Origin of the sequence: Rhodococcus sp. 27YEA15 (assembly GCF_049739425.1) — a bacterium.
In the GTDB taxonomy this organism is placed as follows: Bacteria; Actinomycetota; Actinomycetes; order Mycobacteriales; family Mycobacteriaceae; genus Rhodococcus_F.
Genome location: NZ_JBMHHW010000001.1, coordinates 3951335 through 3971517 on the forward strand (window position 1 = coordinate 3951335; position 20183 = coordinate 3971517).

Below are 20183 nucleotides of genomic sequence, written 5' to 3' on the forward strand. Positions count from 1 at the left end.
ACGGCAGTAGGCATGCCGTTCATTCGACCGGGGAGTTCGTTCATGGCAGCAGGTCTCGGAATCAGCATGGGCTCGACGGAGCTCGTCGCTGTCACCGCTTGTTCGGTCGCGGACACTCGTTCCCCGATTCGATTGCCCAGCGCGTGGCCGTCTGTCGACGACCCGGCAGTCGTCACCGAATTCGTCGATCGAATCGGCGATCCGGTTCCGATACTTGCTGTCGACGGCTCCGAGCACCACGCCGCAGACCTCGCAGCCGCGCTGGTATCCGCACTTGTCGATCGGGCACGAGACGTCGAACCCCTCGATGCCGTAGTTCTCGCTCACCCCGTCGGATGGAACCGGCACACCGTCCTCGCGATGAAAGCAGCACTGATGGCTGCGGGCGTGGACGACGCACACCTGGTAACCGAGCCCGAAGCGATCATGGCTTGGCTCCACGCTTCCGAATCCGTCGCCGGTGACGGTGACGGTGACGGGCTGACCGTGATCTACGATCTGGGCGCGCGATCACTCGACGTGACGGTGATGTCCACTGCCGCCGGGGGGCACGAGGTCCTCGGCAAGTCGATCCGCAGCGAGGACATCGGCGGCGACGAGTTCGACCATCTGGTCACCGTTCACCTTCTGGACGCGATTTCCGATCACGTGGACGGTCTCGATCCTTTCGAACCTCGAACCGTCGCGGCATTGGAGTCATTGCGCGAGCGTGCCCGTATCGCCAAGGAAGAACTGTCCGTCGAGACCGAAACCGTGGTGCGGGTGCAGATCCCCGGGGTGGACAGCAATGTTCGACTCGTCAGATCCGAACTCGAAGATCTGTTCCGGCCGTCCCTCACCGAATCGGTGGCGCTCGTGGAAGAAACCCTGCGCACGGTCGGTGTCGAATCCGGTGACGTCGACCGGGTCGTTCTCGTCGGTGGGAGTTCCGCGATTCCACTGGTCGCGGAGATGTTGTCCACGCAACTACGCGTACCGGTGACGGCCGACGTCGATCCGGCTTCGCGTGCCGCCTCCGGTGCCGCGACGACGGCCGTCGCAATCGCATCGGCCAGCTCGTCCACCTCCGCCGGTCTAGGCGCAGCTACCCGGACGCAGACCCCGGTTCCGACATTCTCGACGCCACTTCCCGTGGAGCTCACCGAACTCGCCGACGCGCCGGTCTCGGCCCGCCGCCGATCGTCGAAGGTAGGCGTCGTGTCCGCAGTTGTCGGCGCATTCGTCGTGTTGGCTGCAGGCGCGTTCGGTATCGGAACCGCAATGGACGAGATCACCGTCCCGTCGAGTTCGGCGAACACCACCGGCGAGTCGACGCCGTCGTCCCGCGACTCCGGAAATGTTGGAATTGCGAACACGTCCAACGACGCCGAGGGCAGTTCGACGACGTCGATCGTGTCGATTCCCGGAGACGGCGGAAGCGATCGGCACACCGGAGATCCCCGCACCGGGGACACGGTTCCCGGTGATCAGACTGTTCGATCGGTTTCGGCGACAGATGTGGCGGTTGTTCCCGCCGCCGCGCCGGTGGGTGGACCCGCCGCCGCAACGGGGGCACCGGTACCCGGAACCCCGAATGCGCCCGCGCCCGGAACTGCACCAGGTCCGGCACCCGCACCCGCTCCGGCGCCCGCACCCGGTCCGGCACCCGCCCCTGCTCCTGGTGCAGGCGCCGGGATCGGTACAGGTATCGGAAATGCGGCCACCGGAATCGGCAACGGAGTCGGCGGACTGGTGGACGGACTCGGCAACGGTGTGGGCGGTGTGATCGGTGGCCTCGGCAACGTCGTCGGCGGGGTCGTCGGCGGGGTCACCGGGCAGACCCGCTGACCGGCCCGGTTTCGATGAATCGCCGTTCCGATATCGAATCACCTTACCTGTCAGGACTTCTCCGCCCCTTCGCGGCCTCGGCGTCCCCTGTTCGCCTGTTCGTGGTCGGTGCCGATACCACTGCTCGACTCCCGGTTTCGAGTTTGCTACGTCGAAGAATCGAATCCGGAGGAAGCGCTCCGATCACCACGATCACCCGAGACGTCGTGCCCGGCAGTGTCCTGTTGGTCACCGACGCGCAGACGCTCTCTCCTGACGATGTCCGCCTGGTGACCGAGCTGACCAAACGTGACGACATCGGGGTGATGGTGGTTTCGAATCGGATCGATTCGTCCCTCGGTCCGCTCTACTCGGCTGTGACCACATTCGGTACCGCCCTCCATCTGAATCCATTGTCCCGATCGGAAATCCGCGATCTGGCCGCAGAATACGACATCAGGCTCGACGAGGACACCGCGCACCGGTTGGAGCTGCTGTCGGCCGGATCTTTCCGCGCGGTGTCGGCGTACTTCGAGTCGACGCGGGTCCAGGGCACGGACATGACCGAATCGCTGCGGAATCATTTCCACGGCCAGATCACCGGACTGCCCGCACTCGCGCGCGACATCCTCCGGATCTCACTCGAGGTACCGGACGTCGACGCATACGAGCTGGATTTCGGGCGGAGCGTAACCGAGCTCGAATTCGCAGTGGACTGCGCGCGAGCAACCGGACTGTTCGGCACCAGTTCTCCGTTGGCAGCGGCGCTGTTGACCGAATCGACAGGCGCGGCCCGCATTCGAGCCTGTCTACTCCAGATCATCGAGTCACGCTCTGCAGCCCACACCCTCGATCTCGATGCCGCGCGGAAGTTGTTCGATTCGGGTGTGCGCCACCTGGCGCTCACCGAGCTCTTCCGCACTGCCGCCGAGAATGCGGCTCCCGCACTCGCTGCCGATCTGTTTCGCCGCTTGGCCTCGATCGAGACTCTCGATACCGCCGATATGTTGCGCTATGCCGAGAGGTCGGCTCGCGTCGGCGACCTCGATACCGCATGTCGGCTCGCCGACTCCGTTATTGTCGACACACACTCGGATGCCGCGGCTCTCTCGACCGCCGTCCGGATTCGTGGTGCGTCGTCGACGATCTGCGGTCAACTCCGGGCGTCGGCAGATCTCTACGCATGGCTGGGACACGACCGGCTCGGCGCGGAATCTGCCTTTGGCGCAATCACTTTCCTTGGCGACGGTCGGATCGACGATGCACATGCCGCATTGAGTGCACGCACCACCTTTGCTCCCAGCGCCACAGTCGGTATCACCACGCTGGCAACAGGTCTCGTGCAATCGGTGACCGAAGCGGCACCGATCGCCATGAACACCATGGCGCGGGCACTGTCGATGCCCGGCAGTACGGACACATCAGGATTTCAACCGGACACCATCCCGGCGCTGACAGCCCTGGCGTTGATACACAACGGCGGCAACACCCGCGCAGCAGCAGTGACCGGCATCGCGATCACCGGCGATACGCCCGACAGTCACACCTGGGCGCGTCATCACCTGCTCGCCGCGTGGGCATCGATGGTCGGCGGGAACGAGAACGCACGCGACACTCTGCCGCACTCGATCCTTCACGGCCCGCTTCCCGACCGGGACGCACTCTTCCTGCACGCACTGCTCGTGGGACTCGCCAGACGCTCCGGCGATCCCGCACAACTGCGCCACGCGTGGTCCGAGGCCGCCGGAGCGGTGGCCTCGTGCAGTGTCGACCTCTACAACCTCCTACCGATCGGCGAATTATGGCTCGCGGCCGTACGTCTCGGAGAAACCGATCAGACCGATCATCTCGTCGACCAGGCACTATCACTGCTCCTGACGCTCGGCGAGCCACCCCTGTGGGCATCGCCGCTGCATTGGTACGGAGTGCAGGCATCCATCCTCTCCCAGTCTCCCGAAGATCTCCTTCCACACGCACACGCACTGACCGAGGCCGCCAAGACTCATTCTTACGCAGCGGGTTTGGCCGCAGCAGGTCGGCAATGGCTGCTCTTACTCCAAGGCCACGTCGAAGCTTCCGAGATCGATTGCGCAGCAAGAATACTCGCTCAAATCGGACTTCCCTGGGACGCTGCCCGCCTCGCTGGTGAGGCAGCGCTGCGCACGCCGGACACCCGAACCGCGACAACACTCCTGCACCTCGCGCGTTCATTGCGGGCCGGTTCGACGTCCGCCCTGCAATCGCCAGGCTCTCCGATAACCGAGCCTGCCACCGCGTCGGCGGCACTGACCGAGCGCGAACACGAAGTTGCCGAACTGGTCGTGGCCGGCTTGACGTACCGGGAAATCGGCGAACGCCTGTATATCTCCGCCAAGACGGTCGAGCATCACGTCGCCCGTATCAAACGGCGCGTCGGAGCGCAGTCCCGCTCGGAGCTGCTCGCGACCTTGCGTAGCCTCACCCGAACGAGTCGATAGCCCGCTGCCTGAGCTCGTGCGGCCCACCCGGCGTCCCACCGCCCAGGGCCGCTACCTATCAATCCTCAGTTATCCGACTTTCTTCCAAAATGCCACTAACAGGGCATCTCTCACCTATCGGTTCGAAGGTCTTCGGGTAAATGATAGATTTATCCGGCACAGGGGAAGCCGGTAGGGACAGCAGTTCGACACCTGCAGCGTAGGGGGATCACATGATGTGGAGAGTCGGCCTCTCCGTCGGCAACACGCACAGCGTCGCGGTGCTGGCTCCGCCCGATGCAGATCCGATTGCAATCGAGCGCGAATCGATTCTCCATCACGGACCCGACGGTTCCGTCCGACTGGGCCGGGATCCTCAGGGCTCACCCGGCATGAGTGGATTCCTGGACCGAGTGGCCGCCGACGGGCCCAACGCTCCACAACATCACACTCGCGGCGAAGAACTGGTGGCCACGGCCATGTTCTGCCTACTGCGCGAAGTCGAGCAGTCGACGGATCAGCCACTGACGATCTACGCGGCGGTCCCCGAGAAGTGGTCCGACGGTTCGGTAGACGTGCTTCGCAGTGCCCTCGATCGTATGAATCTCACCGACATCACCCTCGTCCCGGAACACGAGGCGACGTGGCTGACACTGGTCGACACCGTTCACACCAGTCCTGCAGTCGCACGCACCAACAGCCACTCCGCATCGCCCACGCGCGGCCCGCGGCGACGTTCCACCTTCGTCGCCAAACGAGCCTCGGTTCGTCGTCGAGCCACGCCGTCCGATACGACAGCATCGAACAACGGGATTCACCGACCCGCCGTCACCGCGGCCGCGAGCGTCATGCTGTTGGCCCTGGCAGCGTGCGCCACCGTCTTCATCGTCGGAAGATCGGACTCCACACCGACCACCGAGCTCAGCGACGCCCGCTCCAGCGAGAATTCCGACATCGCGAACCACACCGATCCCGCGACCATCGTGCCGGTGAGCACTCCCGAGGCCGCCCCACCACCCGAGGAAGCACCTGCACCGGGCACGGCTGCCGCAGCGCACACAGATCCGGCTCCGCGTTCGGCAACATCCGGCGGCGGCGGTTCCACAACAGTGGCCCCCGCCCATCCGAATACCGGCGCATCGGAATCCGTCGACACGGGGCGGACCGCCTACACGGTCGACGCACCGGTGCCGACCTGGTCTCCGCCCGCGGCCGGAGATCGACACACCTACACGCCACCCGCGGCCGGCGTTCCGAATCTACCGTCCGGAAACGACAACAGCTACACTCCACCGGCCGCCGGAGTGCCCTACTCCTATTCACCACCGGCGGCCGGAGTGCCGTACTCCTACACTCCACCGGCAGCCGGAGTGCCCTACTCCTATTCACCACCGGCGGCCGGAGTGCCGAACTTCAATTGACCCTGGGCAGCCGGAGTTTCCACCACAACACCCGAGCCTCCCAACCGTCAACGATCTTCGAATAATGTTGCTGTTCAACATTATTCGACACATTGATGGAGACCGGCAAGCGTGACGATCGGCGATTGCCCTATGGTGGGTACGGACCGGTCGGGGCTACCGCCGGCGACTTGAAGGGAATTCATGCGTAACTCGTCGGCGATTCGTACCGTCATGGTCGGCGCCTCGGCGCTACTGCTCGCAGCGTCACTCTCGGCAACCGCGTCCGCAGATCCGTCCACGCCGTCGAAGGTCGACCAACTGTCGGCGGACGAGCTACCCGCCGAGCTCGCCGAAGCCATCACTCGGGATCTGAAGATCACTCCCCAGGAGTATCTCGACCGCGCGGCCAAAGCTCAAGAACTGGCAACGTACGCCCGCGACTTCAAAGCCGAACACCCCGACGACTACGCCGGATCCTGGATGGGCCTCGACGGCCGTCCCGTCGTCGCGGTCACCACGGCCGGTGCCGCTCATATCACCCGATCCGCCGGCTACCTCACTCATATCGCGCCGGTGTCCGCCAATGCCCTGGACCAAACGCTGTCCACTGTGAACGGATGGATCGCCTCGCTTCCCATCGCCGTTTCCACAGCGGTGAATTCTGCGTCTGTCGATATCGTGAACAACCGGATCGTCGTCGACGTGGTGAACAGCCCCGTCGGGCAAGCCCTCAATCTGCCGACGTTGCTCGCGGACGTCGTGATCCGGTTGAGCCCTGGAACTGACGGAACCATCGATCCGCGGCCGATGGGGGGCGATACCTACATCACCACTCCTGGCCCCATCCGGGACAGCCCAACCGAGAGCATCGGGATCTGCTCCTTCGGATTCAACGCTGTGGACGATCGAGATAATGCGCTCAACCTCAGTGCCGGACACTGCAATCCGTCAGAATCATCGGCCTCGCCGGTTTACCTTCCCAATCGAGCGGATGTCGACTCCAGCAGTCTCGTCGGTCATTTCAGTCAGTCGTCGGTCGGCGAGAACTCCGCAGGCCTCGACTACTCGGTCATCACGTTCAATCAAGCCGGTGTGGACGCCGGACTCGACCGACCCGAAGTCCGCGGCGCGCAGGGTACGACGCTCACCGTCACCGGAACCGCGAATCCGGTGGTGGGTGCCCCGATCTGCAAATCGGGGCAGACCTCGTCCTTCACCTGCGGTGTCGTTGCGGCAGATCGCGTCGAAACCCAACTCGTGATGGCCGACGGTGATTCTCGAACAGTGCGCGGCTTCGCCGGAACCGCATGCACCCTCGCCGGAGACAGTGGCGGTGCCATCATCACGGGAACCCTGGCACTGGGTATCACCAGCGGGTCGAACAGCAGCGGCGCACCCAACTGCAACGAGGCCAACCTCGTGCTCGCAACCTCCGGAGGTACCTCCAACCTCGGCATCGCGGTCAATGACATCGTCGCTGCCGCGGATCGCGCGTCGGGCGGTGGAGTCGGGTCCGGTATCCGAATCCGCACCGGATCCTGACGCCGGTAAATCGTGATATTCGTGACGCCTCGACGCGCGTCACGTCCATACAGGTGTGAATAGCTCCGGCCACCCCATATAGTCATGGGCGACTGTGATGACCCGCGTGCCCCGCGGAGTACATCCGTGTGCTCCCAGGGGGGTGGTACGCGGTCAACCACGTTAGGAAAGGCCCTCATGCGAAGCTCCATCGCACGCCGCGCCGCAGTGCTGGGTTCGACCGCGCTGCTGCTCCTCGTTCCGGCAATCTCGCTGGCAAACGCAGAACCTGCCGACTCCGGCGTATCGGACCAGGCCGCACACTTGCCGGTCGAGCTCGCCGAGGCGCTTCGGCACGACTTGGCCCTCTCGCCCGAGGAGTACCTCGACCGCTCCGAACTCGGACAGAAATTGGCCGAGTTCGCCTCGATCGCTCGTGTCCAGTTCCCCGATTCTTTCGCGGGCGTCTGGCTCGACGATCTGGGCCGGGGCATCGTCGCCCTCGCACACGGGCGCGATTCGGATGCTGCACGTTCGGCGGCAGGCGAGGCAGGCTTCAGCGTTCGAGATGTCGCACTGAGCGAAACGGCACTGCAAAGCCAAGTGTCCGCTCTGAACACCTGGCTGGATTCACAACCGCCTGCGGTCACCGACCTCGTGCGGGGCATCGCCGTGGACGTCGTCGGGAACGGTGTGGCACTTACCGCAGATTCCACTGCGGGATTGCAGCTCCCCGATTTTCTGAGATCGACCGTCGTCCATACTGCGGCGCCGCTCACCGTTCCGCCGATTGTGGCCGATCTGTTGCCTGCCACCGGTTCCATGACCGGCGACGCCCTACTGGGTGGCGACGCCTTCGGAGCGGCCTCGGGAAACAACGGTTTGCGATGCTCGTTCGGTTTCAACGGAACCGACGGGGCCGGGCGTGTCGTCAACATCAGCGCCGGCCATTGCGATCCCAACCGGGCCGGTGCCGGCACGTCGAACGCCAGCTCGGTCTTTCCGCTGATCAACGATCAGCCTGGCCCTCGCGTCGGTTATTTCGCCAAGAGCAGCTTCGACGGCCACGACTACTCGATCATCAACATCGACGACGATGCGAAATACCGATTCGAGAACAACAGCGTTCGAGTCCCGTTCAATCGGTCCGTCAATGTCACCGGAACAGCCGATCCCGTTGTCGGTGCCCCCGTCTGCAAGTCGGGATCGACCTCGGGATTCAGTTGTGGTGTGGTCACCGGGGTGAATCGCGTGGAAAAAGTCGGGGACCGGACGATGACGAACAGCTTCACCACCGATATCTGCGTTCTGCAAGGCGACAGCGGCGGACCCATCGTCACGGGCACTCTCGCGTTGGGAATCACGAGCGCGTCCACCGTCGCGACCGCTCCCGTGTGCGCACTCGTCCAGGCTCAGACCGCTCTGGGCCAGAGCGCTCCGGTTCAGTACGCAACGCCGATCAACGACATCCTTGCCGAGAATCCGGGCTTGAAGGTTCGCAACTACTGATCCCTGCACATCCGATACTGCGGAGTTCTCGGGTCAGCTGACCGCGCCTACCGTCGGGACGGCAACAAAGTACTCCTAGCCGTGGTCGTCGTCCGCCCGAGGGGCGACGGCGACCACGCAGTATTTCCGACCCTCCACCTCGATGTCGGCGACTTACCTCGCAGGCTCCGAGATCTACCGGTTCGACCGACAAACTCGACAACGCCGATCGCCGATACGGACGCCGTCTCCGGGTGAAAGTCCGTGTCCCGAGCGACGACGAGCGCCGCACCCGTTTGTCGGGTGCGGCGCTCGCGGTCGCTCGGCTGTGGACGATCTACTGGAACAACGTGCTCCCGTTTCCGCTGTTGAGTACACGCATCAGGTCGAATCCCGCGACGACAGCGGTTCCGCCACCGGCCAGAATGGTTCCGGCTATGCCGCCGATGCTCGCACCGGTTGCCATTCCCGGCAGGCATCCGACAATGAGCCCTGGCAGTCCGACGACGCATCCGATCACGGCGCCGATGATCGTTCCGGTGAGACTGCCGATCTGGGTGGCCAGACCGAGCTGCGACTGGAACATGTCCATCGCCGCCTTCTTCTCCTCGTCCGTAGCCGGCGGCGCCAACTCGTCCGCGACGGGCTTGGGTTCCGACCTCGCCGGGTCCAGATTCGGGGTCAGTGTCAGCGTTCGACCGTCTTCGCTGATGGTTCGGTCGAAGGGGAACTGGATGTTACCCAGATTGAAGACCAGCGGGAGGCTGACCAGCGTCGCGCCCTCTCCGTTCTGCAGATCGACCCTCGAACCGTCGCCGGAAAGACGGAACGCGCCGGCGTCGATAGTCGTGACCACCGCGTTGTCGACGATCCCCGCCGTGTAGGACACGTTCGGTGAGGTCTCCGGTTCCGCGTAGGAAACTCCGGATGCAATTCCTGTGGCTGCGACAGTCAACGCGGCGATAGCCGCGGCTCTACGAACGAACATTTTCCATCCTCCCCCGGGATCGAGTGACAACCGAAATACCGCCCGGCCCACCCGATTCCCCTGATACATGTCGGCGTTACGGTAGCAGGCCACTGCGCGTGTACGCGTATTCACGAGCAAGGTTAGGGCTGCCTGACGTAATGGGTGGCATCGACTACCGCCTAACGTGTCGATCAGATATGTCCGCTCGTGGCCCAGCCCGTCGCGCTGCGGATCGATCATCCTGCCAGGCCACAATCGGTTACCAGTCGGTACTCGAGCTTGGCTCCGACTGTTACTGGCGGGTAACATAGCGCAGGTTAGTATCAGTGGGCTGTCCCGAGGTGGCCGACGCGTCGCCCTGAACGAAAGGCCGCGACATGAATGCCCTGACGATCACGTTGGGCACGATTGGTGCACTGCTGAGCTTGGTGTGTTGGTACATCTTCCTCTCCGGTGCATTGAGGATGTTCAACACCGTGCGCATCGGCCAATCAGCACCCGATCGATGGCGCCCGTTCATTCCCCGCTTCAAGCAGATGATCATCGAGTTCATCGCGCACACGCGGATGAACAAGTTCCGCACTGTCGGCTGGGCCCACTGGCTGGTCATGGTCGGCTTCCTCGGCGGATTCCTGCTCTGGTTCGAGGCCTACGGCCAGACGTTCAATCCGGAATTCCACTGGCCGATCTTCGGTGACACCTGGGCCTGGCATCTGTGGGACGAGATCCTCGGACTCGGCACCGTCATCGGTATCACCACCTTGATCGTGATCCGTCAACTCAATCACCCTCGCCTACCTGCACGCCTGTCGCGTTTCGGCGGATCCAACTTCAAGGCCGCGTACGTCATCGAATTCATCGTGCTCCTCGAGGGCCTCGGCATGATCATGGTGAAGGCCGGAAAGATCGCGACCTATCACCACTCCAACCCGTGGACCGACTTCTTCACCATGCAGGTCGCCCGACTGCTCCCGGAAAGCCCGGTCATGATCTCGGTCTTCGCGTTCGTGAAGCTGATGACCGGCATGATCTGGCTCGCAATCGTGGGTCGCAACATCACGTGGGGTGTGGCGTGGCACCGGTTTTCGGCGTTCTTCAACATCTACTTCAAACGTGAAGACGACGGCGGTGTCGCGTTGGGCGCCGCCAAGCCCATGATGAGCAAGGGCAAGCCCATCGTGATGGAAGAAGCCGACCCCGACACCGACACGTTCGGTGCCGGAAACATCGAGGACTTCTCCTGGAAGGGTTGGCTCGACTTCACCACCTGCACCGAGTGCGGACGCTGCCAGTCCCAGTGCCCGGCCTGGAACACCGGCAAGCCGCTCTCGCCGAAACTGCTGATCATGTCGCTGCGTGATCACGGCTACGCCAAAGCCCCGTATCTGCTCGCCGGCGGGCGCAAGGACATGGGCGGTGACGAGATCGGTCTCGTCGACGCCGACGGCAATGTCAAGGAAGCCGCCCTCGCAGCCATTCCCGAGGCGGCACGGCTGGAAGCCGATCGTAAGCTGGTCGGGGAGACCGCCGAACTGGTCGCCGCCGGAGAGCAGGCACCGGTCATCGACGCCGAAACCCTGTGGAGTTGCACCAACTGCGGTGCCTGCGTCGAGCAGTGCCCCGTCGACATCGAGCATGTCGATCACATCATCGACATGCGCCGCTATCAGGTGTTGATCGAATCCGACTTCCCGTCCGAGCTGGCCGGGTTGTTCAAGAACCTCGAGAACAAGGGCAACCCCTGGGGTCAGAACTCCAAGGACCGCCTCAACTGGATCAACGAAATGGACTTCGAGATCCCGGTCTTCGGGCAGGACGCCGATACCTTCGAGGACTACGAGTACTTGTTCTGGGTCGGCTGCGCCGGCGCCTACGAAGACCGCGCGAAGAAGACCACCAAGGCCGTCGCCGAACTCCTCGCCACCGCCGGGGTCAAGTTCATGGTGCTCGGTGCCGACGAAACCTGCACCGGCGATTCCGCTCGCCGCGCGGGCAACGAGTTCTTGTTCCAGCAGTTGGCGATGCAGAACATCGAGATGCTCAACTCCGTGTTCGAGGGCATCGAGCAGCGCAAGCGCAAGATCGTCGTCACGTGTGCGCACTGCTTCAACGCCCTCGGTAACGAATACCCGGAAGTGGGCGGCGACTACGAGGTCGTGCACCACACCCAGCTGCTCAACCGTCTGGTCCGGCAGAAGAAACTGATCCCGGTCGCGTCGGTCTCCGAAGACGTCACGTACCACGATCCGTGCTTCCTGGGCCGGCACAACAAGGTGTACGACGCGCCACGTGAGCTGATGGAGGCCTCGGGCGCCACGCTCAAGGAAATGCCGCGTCACGGTGAACGCTCCATGTGCTGTGGTGCCGGTGGCGCCCGGATGTGGATGGAAGAGAACATCGGCAAGCGCATCAACGTCGATCGTGTCGACGAAGCGCTCTCGACCAATCCGAAGAAGATCGCCACCGGTTGCCCGTTCTGCCGGGTCATGCTCACCGACGGTGTCACTGCACGTCAGGAATCGGGCCAGGGTGAAGGCGTCGAGGTCGTGGACGTCGCGCAGATGATGCTCGAGTCCGTCACCCGCCTCGATCCCGCCCAGCTCACCGAGAACATCAAGGTGATCCCGCGGGAAAAGGCACCCGTCGCGGCGGAGGTCGCGCAGATCGTCGAGGAAGTAGTCGACGAGGCTCCGGCCACTCCTGCCCCGGCAGCAGAGGCCCCGGCAGGTAAGGGCCTGGCCATGAAGGGACTCGCCAAAGCCCCCGGCGCGAAAGCACCAGGCGGCAAGGGCCTCGGCATGGCAGGCGGCGCCAAAGCACCGGGCGCGAAAGCACCGGCAGCGGATGCTCCGGCTGCAAAGGCCCCGGCCAAGGGGCTCGGTATGGCAGGCGGAGCAAAGGCACCGGGCGGCAAGGGCCTCGGTATGGCAGGCGGAGCAAAGGCGCCGGGTGCGAAGAAAGCTGCGGCACCGGTTGCCGCCGAAGCTGCGGCTGCCGAGACACCGACGCCCGCAGCCAAGCCCAAGGGACTCGGCCTGGCAGGCGGCGCGAAAGCACCAGGCGGCAAGGGCTTGCAGATGAAGGGGGCCGCCAAGGCGCCGGGCGCCAAGGCAACTCCGGCACCGGCAGAAGCATCAGCAGAAGCATCAGCGGAGACCACTGCGCCGTCCGTCAAGCCGAAGGGACTCGGCCTCGCAAGCGGCGCGAAAGCACCAGGCGGCAAGGGCTTGCAGATGAAGGGCGGCGCGAAAGCACCAGGCGCCAAGGCAACTCCGGCACCCGCATCGGCCGCGGCAGAACCGGCTGCAGAGGCACCGACTCCGGCAGTCGAGGCACCCACGGTCGACGCGCCCAAGGCTGAAGCACCCAAGGCGCCGCCGACGCCGAAGGCCGGTGGGCTCGGATTCAAGTCCGGAGCAAAGGCTCCCGGTGCACGCAAGGCGGCGCCTTCCGCAGCCACTGCGGCGACACCCGCAGCTGAGCCGGTCGCGGCCATCCCCGCGCCGACAGCTGAGCCGGAAACAGAAGCGGCTGCTCCGGCGCAAGCCCCCAAGGCGGCAGCAGCCGAAGCTCCGGCTCCCCCGGCAGCGAAGCCTGGCGGGCTCGGCTTCAAAGCGGGCGCAAAAGCTCCCGGCCGCAAGAAGTAACAGCTCCACGATACGAATGCCCTCACCGACACGGTGAGGGCATTCGTCTTCGCGGCAGGTTGCGCGGCTCACCCTGCACGCGCCGACAGTCGGTGAGCCGCAGCGACCGCGCCTTACGCTTCTTCGGGACGCCAGAGTTCGAGCGTGGGTATTGCGGGCGGTGTGAATCCCAAGACCTGGCCGTAGAAGGACAGTTCGGCGTTACGCGAGCTGATGATCGTGGATTGCTTACGGAAGCCGTGCGATTCGCCCTCGTACGCGAGGTACGCATGCGGAATCCCCTTGGCAACCATGGCTGCCTGAAATCTCTCGGCCTGCGACGGCGGCACGATCGGATCGTCGAGGCCTTGGAGCAGCAGGACGGGGCAGTTCAGTCCGTCGACATTGTTCAGTGGCGCTCGTTCGGCGTACAGATCGGCGGATTCCGGTAGGGGACCGATCAACCCGTCGATATACCTCGACTCGAAGTCGTGTGTCTCCTTCACAAATCCTTCCAGTTCTGCCACACCGAAATAGGAAGCTCCACAGGCAAATACGTCAGAGGTCGTCAAGGCCGCCAGCACCGTCCAGCCACCGGCCGACCCGCCCTCGATTGCGAGCCGATCGGGGTCCGCGAACCCCTGCTCCGCCAGACCGGTCACCGCAGTGACCACATCTTGGACGTCGACGACGCCCCACTGACCGCGGAGCCTGTTGCGATATTCGCGACCGTACCCGGTCGAGCCGCCGTAATTGACGTCCACGACGCCGATTCCGCGGCTGGTGAAGTAGGCGTAGACCAGATTCAGAGCCGGGGCAACGTGAGAGGTGGGTCCGCCGTGAACGAACGCGACGTACGGCGGGAGTTCACCGTCGAGGCCGCGGTAGCGCGGATTGCGCGGCGCATACGCGACGGAGTGCACCTCGCGCCCGTGCCCGTGCGCAGTCACCGCGCGTGCCTCGGGGAGATAGGCGGATTCGGGCAGCGCCTCCACCGAGAGACGAACTTCGGCGAGTTCGCCGGTGCCGAGATTCAGTTCGCGAAGCCCGCCGGCCAGTTTCGCGCCACCGGAGACGAGTAGCACCTTGCCACCTCGGGCCTGCCCGATACCGATGCTGGTGATTCCGGGGGTCTCGATGTCGCGGAGTTCACCCGACGTGGGGTCGAGCAAGGCGAGGGTATCGGTGCCGACGGTTCGTGTGCTGAGCAGTTGCCCATCGTCGAGTTGAACGTACCAGCGAGCACCGAGTCGCCACGGCGGGCCGCCGAAATCCGCTTCGGCGGTGTGAATCGGGGTGATCTTGTCGCCGACACGATAGATGTTCCACCAGCCGCTGCGATCGCTGATGGCGTACAGCTCCTCGTTGTCGATCCACTGCGGCTGGAGAACCGATTCGTCGACTCCGCCGATCAACGACGTGTAATCTTGCGCCACACCGTCTTTCAGTTGAGCTACGCGAAGTTCGGTACCATCCCACGGCATCTGAGGATGATTCCAGGCTATCCACGCGACTTTGGTCCCGTCAGGCGATGGTCTCGGACTGGACAAAAAGTCTGAACCGCCCACAATGGACCGAATGGAACCGGAGCCGTCCAGCGGCACCGCACAGATGTCGCGGGTAATCGTCCCGTCCTCGGCGTGCGATTCACGAACCGCCCACACCTCGTCGCCGACGATCTGCAGGTCGCCGTATCGTATCGACGCCGGCCGCGGCGGCTCGGGAGTGAGCGCACGTGGGGTGGCGCCTTCGAGGAGATACAGCCGCTGGTCGGAGAATTCGCTGAAGATCAACCGCCCGGCACCGGAGACCGTCCACGAGCCGCCTCCGTACTCGTGCACACGGGTGCGCGCGTTCCACGGTGCGGGCAGAACGTCGACGGGTTGACGATCGAGCCCTGACCTGCGGATGGAGGTTCGTCCCCCTTCCGTCGGTCGCAGTTCGGCCCACCAGATGTCGTCACCCACGTAAGCGCCACCCTCGACCGGATGGCCGCTTGCTGCCAGGTCTGCTGCTCCGATCGGCGAAATCCACGATCCGTACGGGGCTGCGATTACGTCACTCGGAGTCATCGCTCGAGGATAGTCAACGCCGCTCCGTTCGCGGTCACCGGCAAACCACTTGCATTCGAGTGGAATCATGTAACCCGTGAGCACACCAGAACCCGTCCGCCATCGTCAGAAGCAGCGCGAACTGGAGCAGTCCTCGAAGCTCCAGAACGTCCTGTACGAAATCCGCGGACCGGTGCACGCACATGCCGCCCGGCTGGAGGCGGAAGGGCACCGGATCCTCAAACTCAACATCGGCAACCCGGCACCGTTCGGATTCGACGCCCCGGACGTGATCATGAGAGACATGATCGCCGCGCTGCCGTACGCGCAGGGATACTCCGAATCAAAGGGCATTCTTCCGGCGGCGGCGGGCGATCGTCACCCGCTACGAGCTCGTTCCCGGTTTCCCGGAACTCGACGTCGACGACATCTACCTCGGCAACGGCGTCTCCGAACTCATCACCATGACGATGCAGGCGTTGCTCAACAATGGCGACGAGGTGCTGATTCCGGCCCCCGACTACCCGCTGTGGACAGCGATGACCAGCCTGTCCGGCGGTACTCCCGTGCATTATCTGTGCGATGAGGAAAACGGCTGGAATCCCGATATCGCCGATATCGAATCGAAGATCACCGACAAGACCAAGGCACTGCTGGTCATCAATCCGAACAACCCCACCGGCGCCGTCTACTCGATGGAAGTCCTCCAACAGCTGGTCGACCTGGCCCGCAAACACCAACTCCTGCTTCTCGCGGACGAGATCTACGACAAGATCCTCTACGACGACGCCAAGCACATTTCGCTGGCGACCCTGGCACCCGATCTGCTCTGCTTGACCTTCAACGGGCTGTCCAAGGCCTATCGGGTTGCCGGGTATCGCTCTGGCTGGGTCGCGATCACCGGCCCCAAGGATCATGCTTCCGGCTTCCTGGAGGGCCTCGCCCTCCTGGCGTCGACGCGGTTGTGCCCCAACGTCCCAGGTCAGCATGCGATTCAAGTAGCTCTCGGCGGCCATCAGAGTATCGAGGATCTGATCCTGCCCGGCGGTCGACTGCTCGAGCAGCGCGACGTTGCCTGGGAGCGCCTGAACATGATTCCGGGCGTGTCCTGCGTGAAGCCGCGTGGCGCGCTCTACGCATTCCCCCGCCTGGACCCGAACGTGTACGAAATCCACGACGACGAGAAACTGGTTCAGGATCTTCTGCTCCAGGAGAAGATCCTGATGGTTCAGGGCACCGGTTTCAATTGGCCCGACCACGATCATCTGCGTATCGTCACACTCCCGTGGGCTCGTGATCTCGCAGTCGCCATCGAGCGGTTCGGCAATTTCCTCACCAGTTACAAACAGTAAATCCCAGCCGCCGGATTGTGACATTTCCGGCCCGTTCCGATTAACGACAAAGGTCCCGCGCCCCACTCGGCTCGGGACCTTTGTGCGACCTTGGTCACAATTTCCGCAAACCACTCGGTTTGCTTAATACTTCAACTAATAAGTGACCTGCCTCGATGCTGAAACCGTCCAACCGGTCTGCATACCGATGGCTAAATCAGTAGTTGGACAATGCACCAAATTCGCTCGTGATTGGGTACATTGGTTCTCAGCACTTCGGTGCCACGAGCACCTGGTATCCCTCCCCCCCCTGTGGATACCAGGTTGGTGGCGGGGACAACCCCCCCTGTTCCCCGCCACCCAGCTCGACAAACTTCCCGAAGCTGAGTATTTGCTTCGCAACAGATATCATTGCGCCGGTGCAAACACCACATCAGGCAAAGCGTTCTCGGTGAGTCACGGTCATGGCCACGACGGTCCGATCCACATCGGCCCGATTGCCGCTCGCATAGTCGTCAGCGTGCTGGTCGTCATCGGCGTCATCGTCGTCGCAGCCGCAGTCGCACTGTGGCCCGATCGGCATACCACCGCAATTCCGCTGCCCTTCCAAAACGCGGACGGTGGCTCGGTCGTCACCGAAGCAGGCACCGTCACGAGCCAGGACATCGGCAACTGTGGAAGCACCTCCGCCGGCCGGGTCTTCGCCGGAAATCCATTGCCGCCGGACACGGCCGCATACCAGTGTCAGCGCAGCATCGTCGACATCGAATCGGGCCCGAATGCCGGTACTCGCACTCTTCTCGAAGTCATTCCGGGAGTGGGTCAGCCCGATCTCCGCGTCGGTGAACACGTCCGCCTCGTCCGCCAAACGGATCCGTCCGGCACCACCCAGTACTCGTTCGAGGACTACTCCCGAGGACTCCCCCTGTTACTGATCGCGGCAGCATTCGCGTTGGTGATCGTGGTGGTTGCGCGATGGCGGGGATTGCGTGCGCTACTCGGACTTGTCATCGCTTTCGGGGTGGTCGTCGGCTTCCTTCTTCCGGCGCTGTTGGACGGCAAGCCCGCAATCCCCGTTGCGCTCGTTTCCGGAGCGGTGATCCTGTATGCGGTTCTCTATCTGGCGCACGGGGTCTCGCTTCGAACCAGTTCAGCTCTACTGGGAACGCTGGCCGCCATGGTCTTGGCGGCAGCCCTGTCGTATCTGTCCATCCGTCTGACGCATCTCACCGGCCTCTCGGAAGAGCAGAACACGAATGTACAGACGTACATCCAACACGTGGATATCACTGCGCTTCTGCTCGCCGGCTTCATCATCGGATCCCTTGGCGTGCTCAACGACGTCACCATCACTCAGGCATCGTCGGCCTTCGAACTGGCAGAGCTCGACAAGACCGCTACGCGCCGCCAGGTTTTCAGTGGTGCCATGCGTGTCGGACGCGATCACATCGCGAGCACCGTCTACACGCTGGTCCTCGCATATGCCGGTGGAGCGCTCCCACTGCTCCTCCTCTTCAGTGTGAGTGGAAGGCCGCTGGGGGACGTGTTGGTCGGTGATGCGGTGGCGATCGAGATAGTCCGCTCGGCCGTCGGAGGAATTGCGTTGGCATTGGCAGTCCCGTTGACCACCGGGATTGCGGTACTACTCGCCAGACCGCCGGGAGGTGCCGCGCGCCCGCCGATTGCACCGTCCAGAGGCAGGCACTCCAAACACTGACGGACGAGAAGCACCGACAAACGGTGCGAAGTCCGGTCAGAGTCCGGGGATCGGCGGAAATACCGGCAGCGGTATCGGTGGCAGCCCTGGGATGTACAGCGCCGGTGGTGGCGGTGGCGGTGGCGGTGGCGGCGGTGCCGGAGCCGCCGGTGGCGGCGGCGGAACGTACGTCTCCACCGGCGGTGGTGCCTCCACTACCGGTGGCGGCTCCACCGGCGGTGGTGGCGGCGGCAGAGTTGTTGTCGGCACAGTCGTGGACGCCGAGGGCGTGCTCACCTCTGATGTCACACGAGTGTCGGAGTCAGAGCCTTCGAAGAGGTTGCCTGCCAGGCCCCAACCCACTCCCACTACCGTTGCCGCTGCGAGCCCACCGAGACCAATCACGGCCAGCCGCTTGAGTTTTCGTCGGTCACGAGGCCCGGAATCGGAGTTCGAGGGCACCGCCCACGGTGGTGGAGTCGGCACAACGCCGAGTTCAGCCTGATGCACCGCCGAGTACGCAGGCGCATCGACCATGAAATTCGGAGCCGTCACTCCGGTGTAGATGGCCTCGGTGTCGGCATCGGAGTTCGCGACGTCGAGTTCCGATATCGAGTTGTGTTGTTCGGCTGCATGTCCTACCGGCGACCGGGCCTCCACCCGGGTGTATCCCCCGAACGGCGCGTCGTACCCGGTCTCTTCGGGGTCGTGCGCGTCGTACCCGGTCTCTTCGGGGTCGTGCGCGCCGTACCCGGTCTCTGCGATGCCGTGCTGGGGTGGAGATGCCGGGGGGCCAGGAGCGGCCGGGACAGACACCGAGCGGTCCGATCGCTCGGGTCCGGTGATGGTCGCAACTCCGCCGTGACTGAAGGAGGCTACCGGCACCGGTACTGCTGCGGGCGCATGGATGGGATACGGCGCGAACACCGGCGCTACGGACGCAACGGGCGCGGGGACCGAAACGCTCGGCCTGAGCGAGGGCGACAGCGAGGACTCGGCGATCAATGCAGCCCCCTGGGCAGCTACCAATTCCGGCTGTTCCGGCACGATGATCGTGCATCCGAGACTGGAGGCAAGCACGGAGCGGACGAGCGGAATCCGCGCTCCACCACCGATGAGCACGACGGCGTCGGGTTGCCGCCCGGACGTCGCAACCACTTCTCGCGCCTCGCCGGCCAGAGCTTCCACCGATGCGAGGACCAGAGAATCGAACACCTCGCGTGAAAGCAACAGCAGGCCACCAGGTCCGGGAAGGCAGACGGCACTGCGAGTCGACAGTTGCTCTTTGGCAAGCCGGCTTCGCGAGTACAGTTCTTCGATGCCTTCCGGATTCGGCGGCGCCACGATACGGCGTCGTACGGTTTGATCGGAATAGACAAGTTCGTCGAAGTGATCGCCACTGACCTGGCTCGAGCGCGCCGTGACGATCGTCGTTCCGCTGTACCGGTCGACGACGCTGATCGTGGATCCGGAGCTGCCGATGTCGACAATGACCAGAGTGTTCTGGTCGGTGAGAGTGCCCGGTTCCTCGAGCATGCGAAGAGACGCGGCGACTTCGGGGATCAGCTCGAAGCCTTCGACCGGTTGACGTTCGAGTGCGGTCTGCAGTGCGCCCGCTTGAGTTTGATCGCGATAGGCGATGACGGTGACCTTGTCCGGATCGGAGTCCTCGGCGAGCGCGTCTCGAGTCGCTTCCGCCGCTACGTCCTCAGGGATCTCGATGCCACGCTGGATCGATCTCGACCTGAATACCAGACCACTGTGGTCGGGGGTACCCGGACGTGCCAAGCGCACAGCGCTCGCCCCCACCGTCACGCCCAGCACCAAATTCATGT

At 63.9% G+C, this 20183-nt stretch carries 10 protein-coding genes and 1 pseudogene; 8 read left to right on the forward strand and 3 right to left on the reverse strand.

Annotation, left to right across the window (positions count from 1 at the left end; all coding sequences use genetic code 11):
• The first annotated feature begins 42 nt into the window (after positions 1–42).
• The 5 genes from ABH922_RS18415 to ABH922_RS18435 all read left to right on the forward strand — a co-directional run bounded on the left by ABH922_RS18415 (position 43) and on the right by ABH922_RS18435 (position 8695).
• Positions 43–1827, forward strand: a complete 1785-nt coding sequence (locus ABH922_RS18415; RefSeq protein WP_424808285.1) for an Hsp70 family protein — start codon at positions 43–45, stop codon at positions 1825–1827.
• Positions 1828–1841: 14 nt separating this feature from the next.
• Complete coding sequence (locus ABH922_RS18420) at positions 1842–4283, forward strand: LuxR C-terminal-related transcriptional regulator (RefSeq protein ID WP_424808286.1); 2442 nt, start codon at positions 1842–1844, stop codon at positions 4281–4283.
• Positions 4284–4495: 212 nt separating this feature from the next.
• Positions 4496–5683: a hypothetical protein gene (locus ABH922_RS18425; protein ID WP_424808287.1), complete on the forward strand. Its 1188-nt coding sequence runs from the start codon at positions 4496–4498 to the stop codon at positions 5681–5683.
• 183 nt (positions 5684–5866) lie between these two features.
• Positions 5867–7207 carry a S1 family peptidase gene (locus tag ABH922_RS18430; RefSeq protein ID WP_424808288.1) on the forward strand — a complete coding sequence of 447 codons (1341 nt, stop codon included), beginning with the start codon at positions 5867–5869 and terminating at the stop codon, positions 7205–7207.
• Between the two features lie 177 nt (positions 7208–7384).
• The gene (locus tag ABH922_RS18435) at positions 7385–8695 is read left to right on the forward strand and encodes a S1 family peptidase (RefSeq protein ID WP_424808289.1); all 1311 of its coding nucleotides are present in this window, start codon (positions 7385–7387) and stop codon (positions 8693–8695) included.
• 316 nt (positions 8696–9011) lie between these two features.
• Here ABH922_RS18435 and ABH922_RS18440 read toward each other — a convergent pair whose 3' ends face one another.
• Complete coding sequence (locus ABH922_RS18440; RefSeq protein WP_424808290.1) at positions 9012–9662, reverse strand: ammonium transporter; 651 nt, start codon at positions 9660–9662, stop codon at positions 9012–9014.
• Positions 9663–10021: 359 nt separating this feature from the next.
• On the opposite strand from ABH922_RS18440, the gene ABH922_RS18445 reads away from it, so the two are divergent.
• Positions 10022–13291 carry a (Fe-S)-binding protein gene (locus ABH922_RS18445; RefSeq protein ID WP_424808291.1) on the forward strand — a complete coding sequence of 1090 codons (3270 nt, stop codon included), beginning with the start codon at positions 10022–10024 and terminating at the stop codon, positions 13289–13291.
• 113 nt (positions 13292–13404) lie between these two features.
• Here the strand turns inward: ABH922_RS18445 and ABH922_RS18450 are convergent, their stop codons facing one another.
• A complete protein-coding gene (locus tag ABH922_RS18450; RefSeq protein ID WP_424808292.1) occupies positions 13405–15342 on the reverse strand; it encodes a prolyl oligopeptidase family serine peptidase in 1938 nt (645 codons plus the stop codon).
• A gap of 76 nt (positions 15343–15418) precedes the next feature.
• Here ABH922_RS18450 and ABH922_RS18455 point away from each other — a divergent pair.
• A pseudogene (locus tag ABH922_RS18455) lies at positions 15419–16673 on the forward strand (pyridoxal phosphate-dependent aminotransferase).
• 430 nt (positions 16674–17103) lie between these two features.
• Entirely contained in the window at positions 17104–18369 is a 1266-nt protein-coding gene (locus tag ABH922_RS18460; protein WP_424808293.1) for a YibE/F family protein, read from the forward strand.
• 36 nt (positions 18370–18405) lie between these two features.
• Here the strand turns inward: ABH922_RS18460 and ABH922_RS18465 are convergent, their stop codons facing one another.
• Entirely contained in the window at positions 18406–20181 is a 1776-nt protein-coding gene (locus ABH922_RS18465) for an Hsp70 family protein (protein ID WP_424808294.1), read from the reverse strand.
• Positions 20182–20183: the final 2 nt, after the last annotated feature.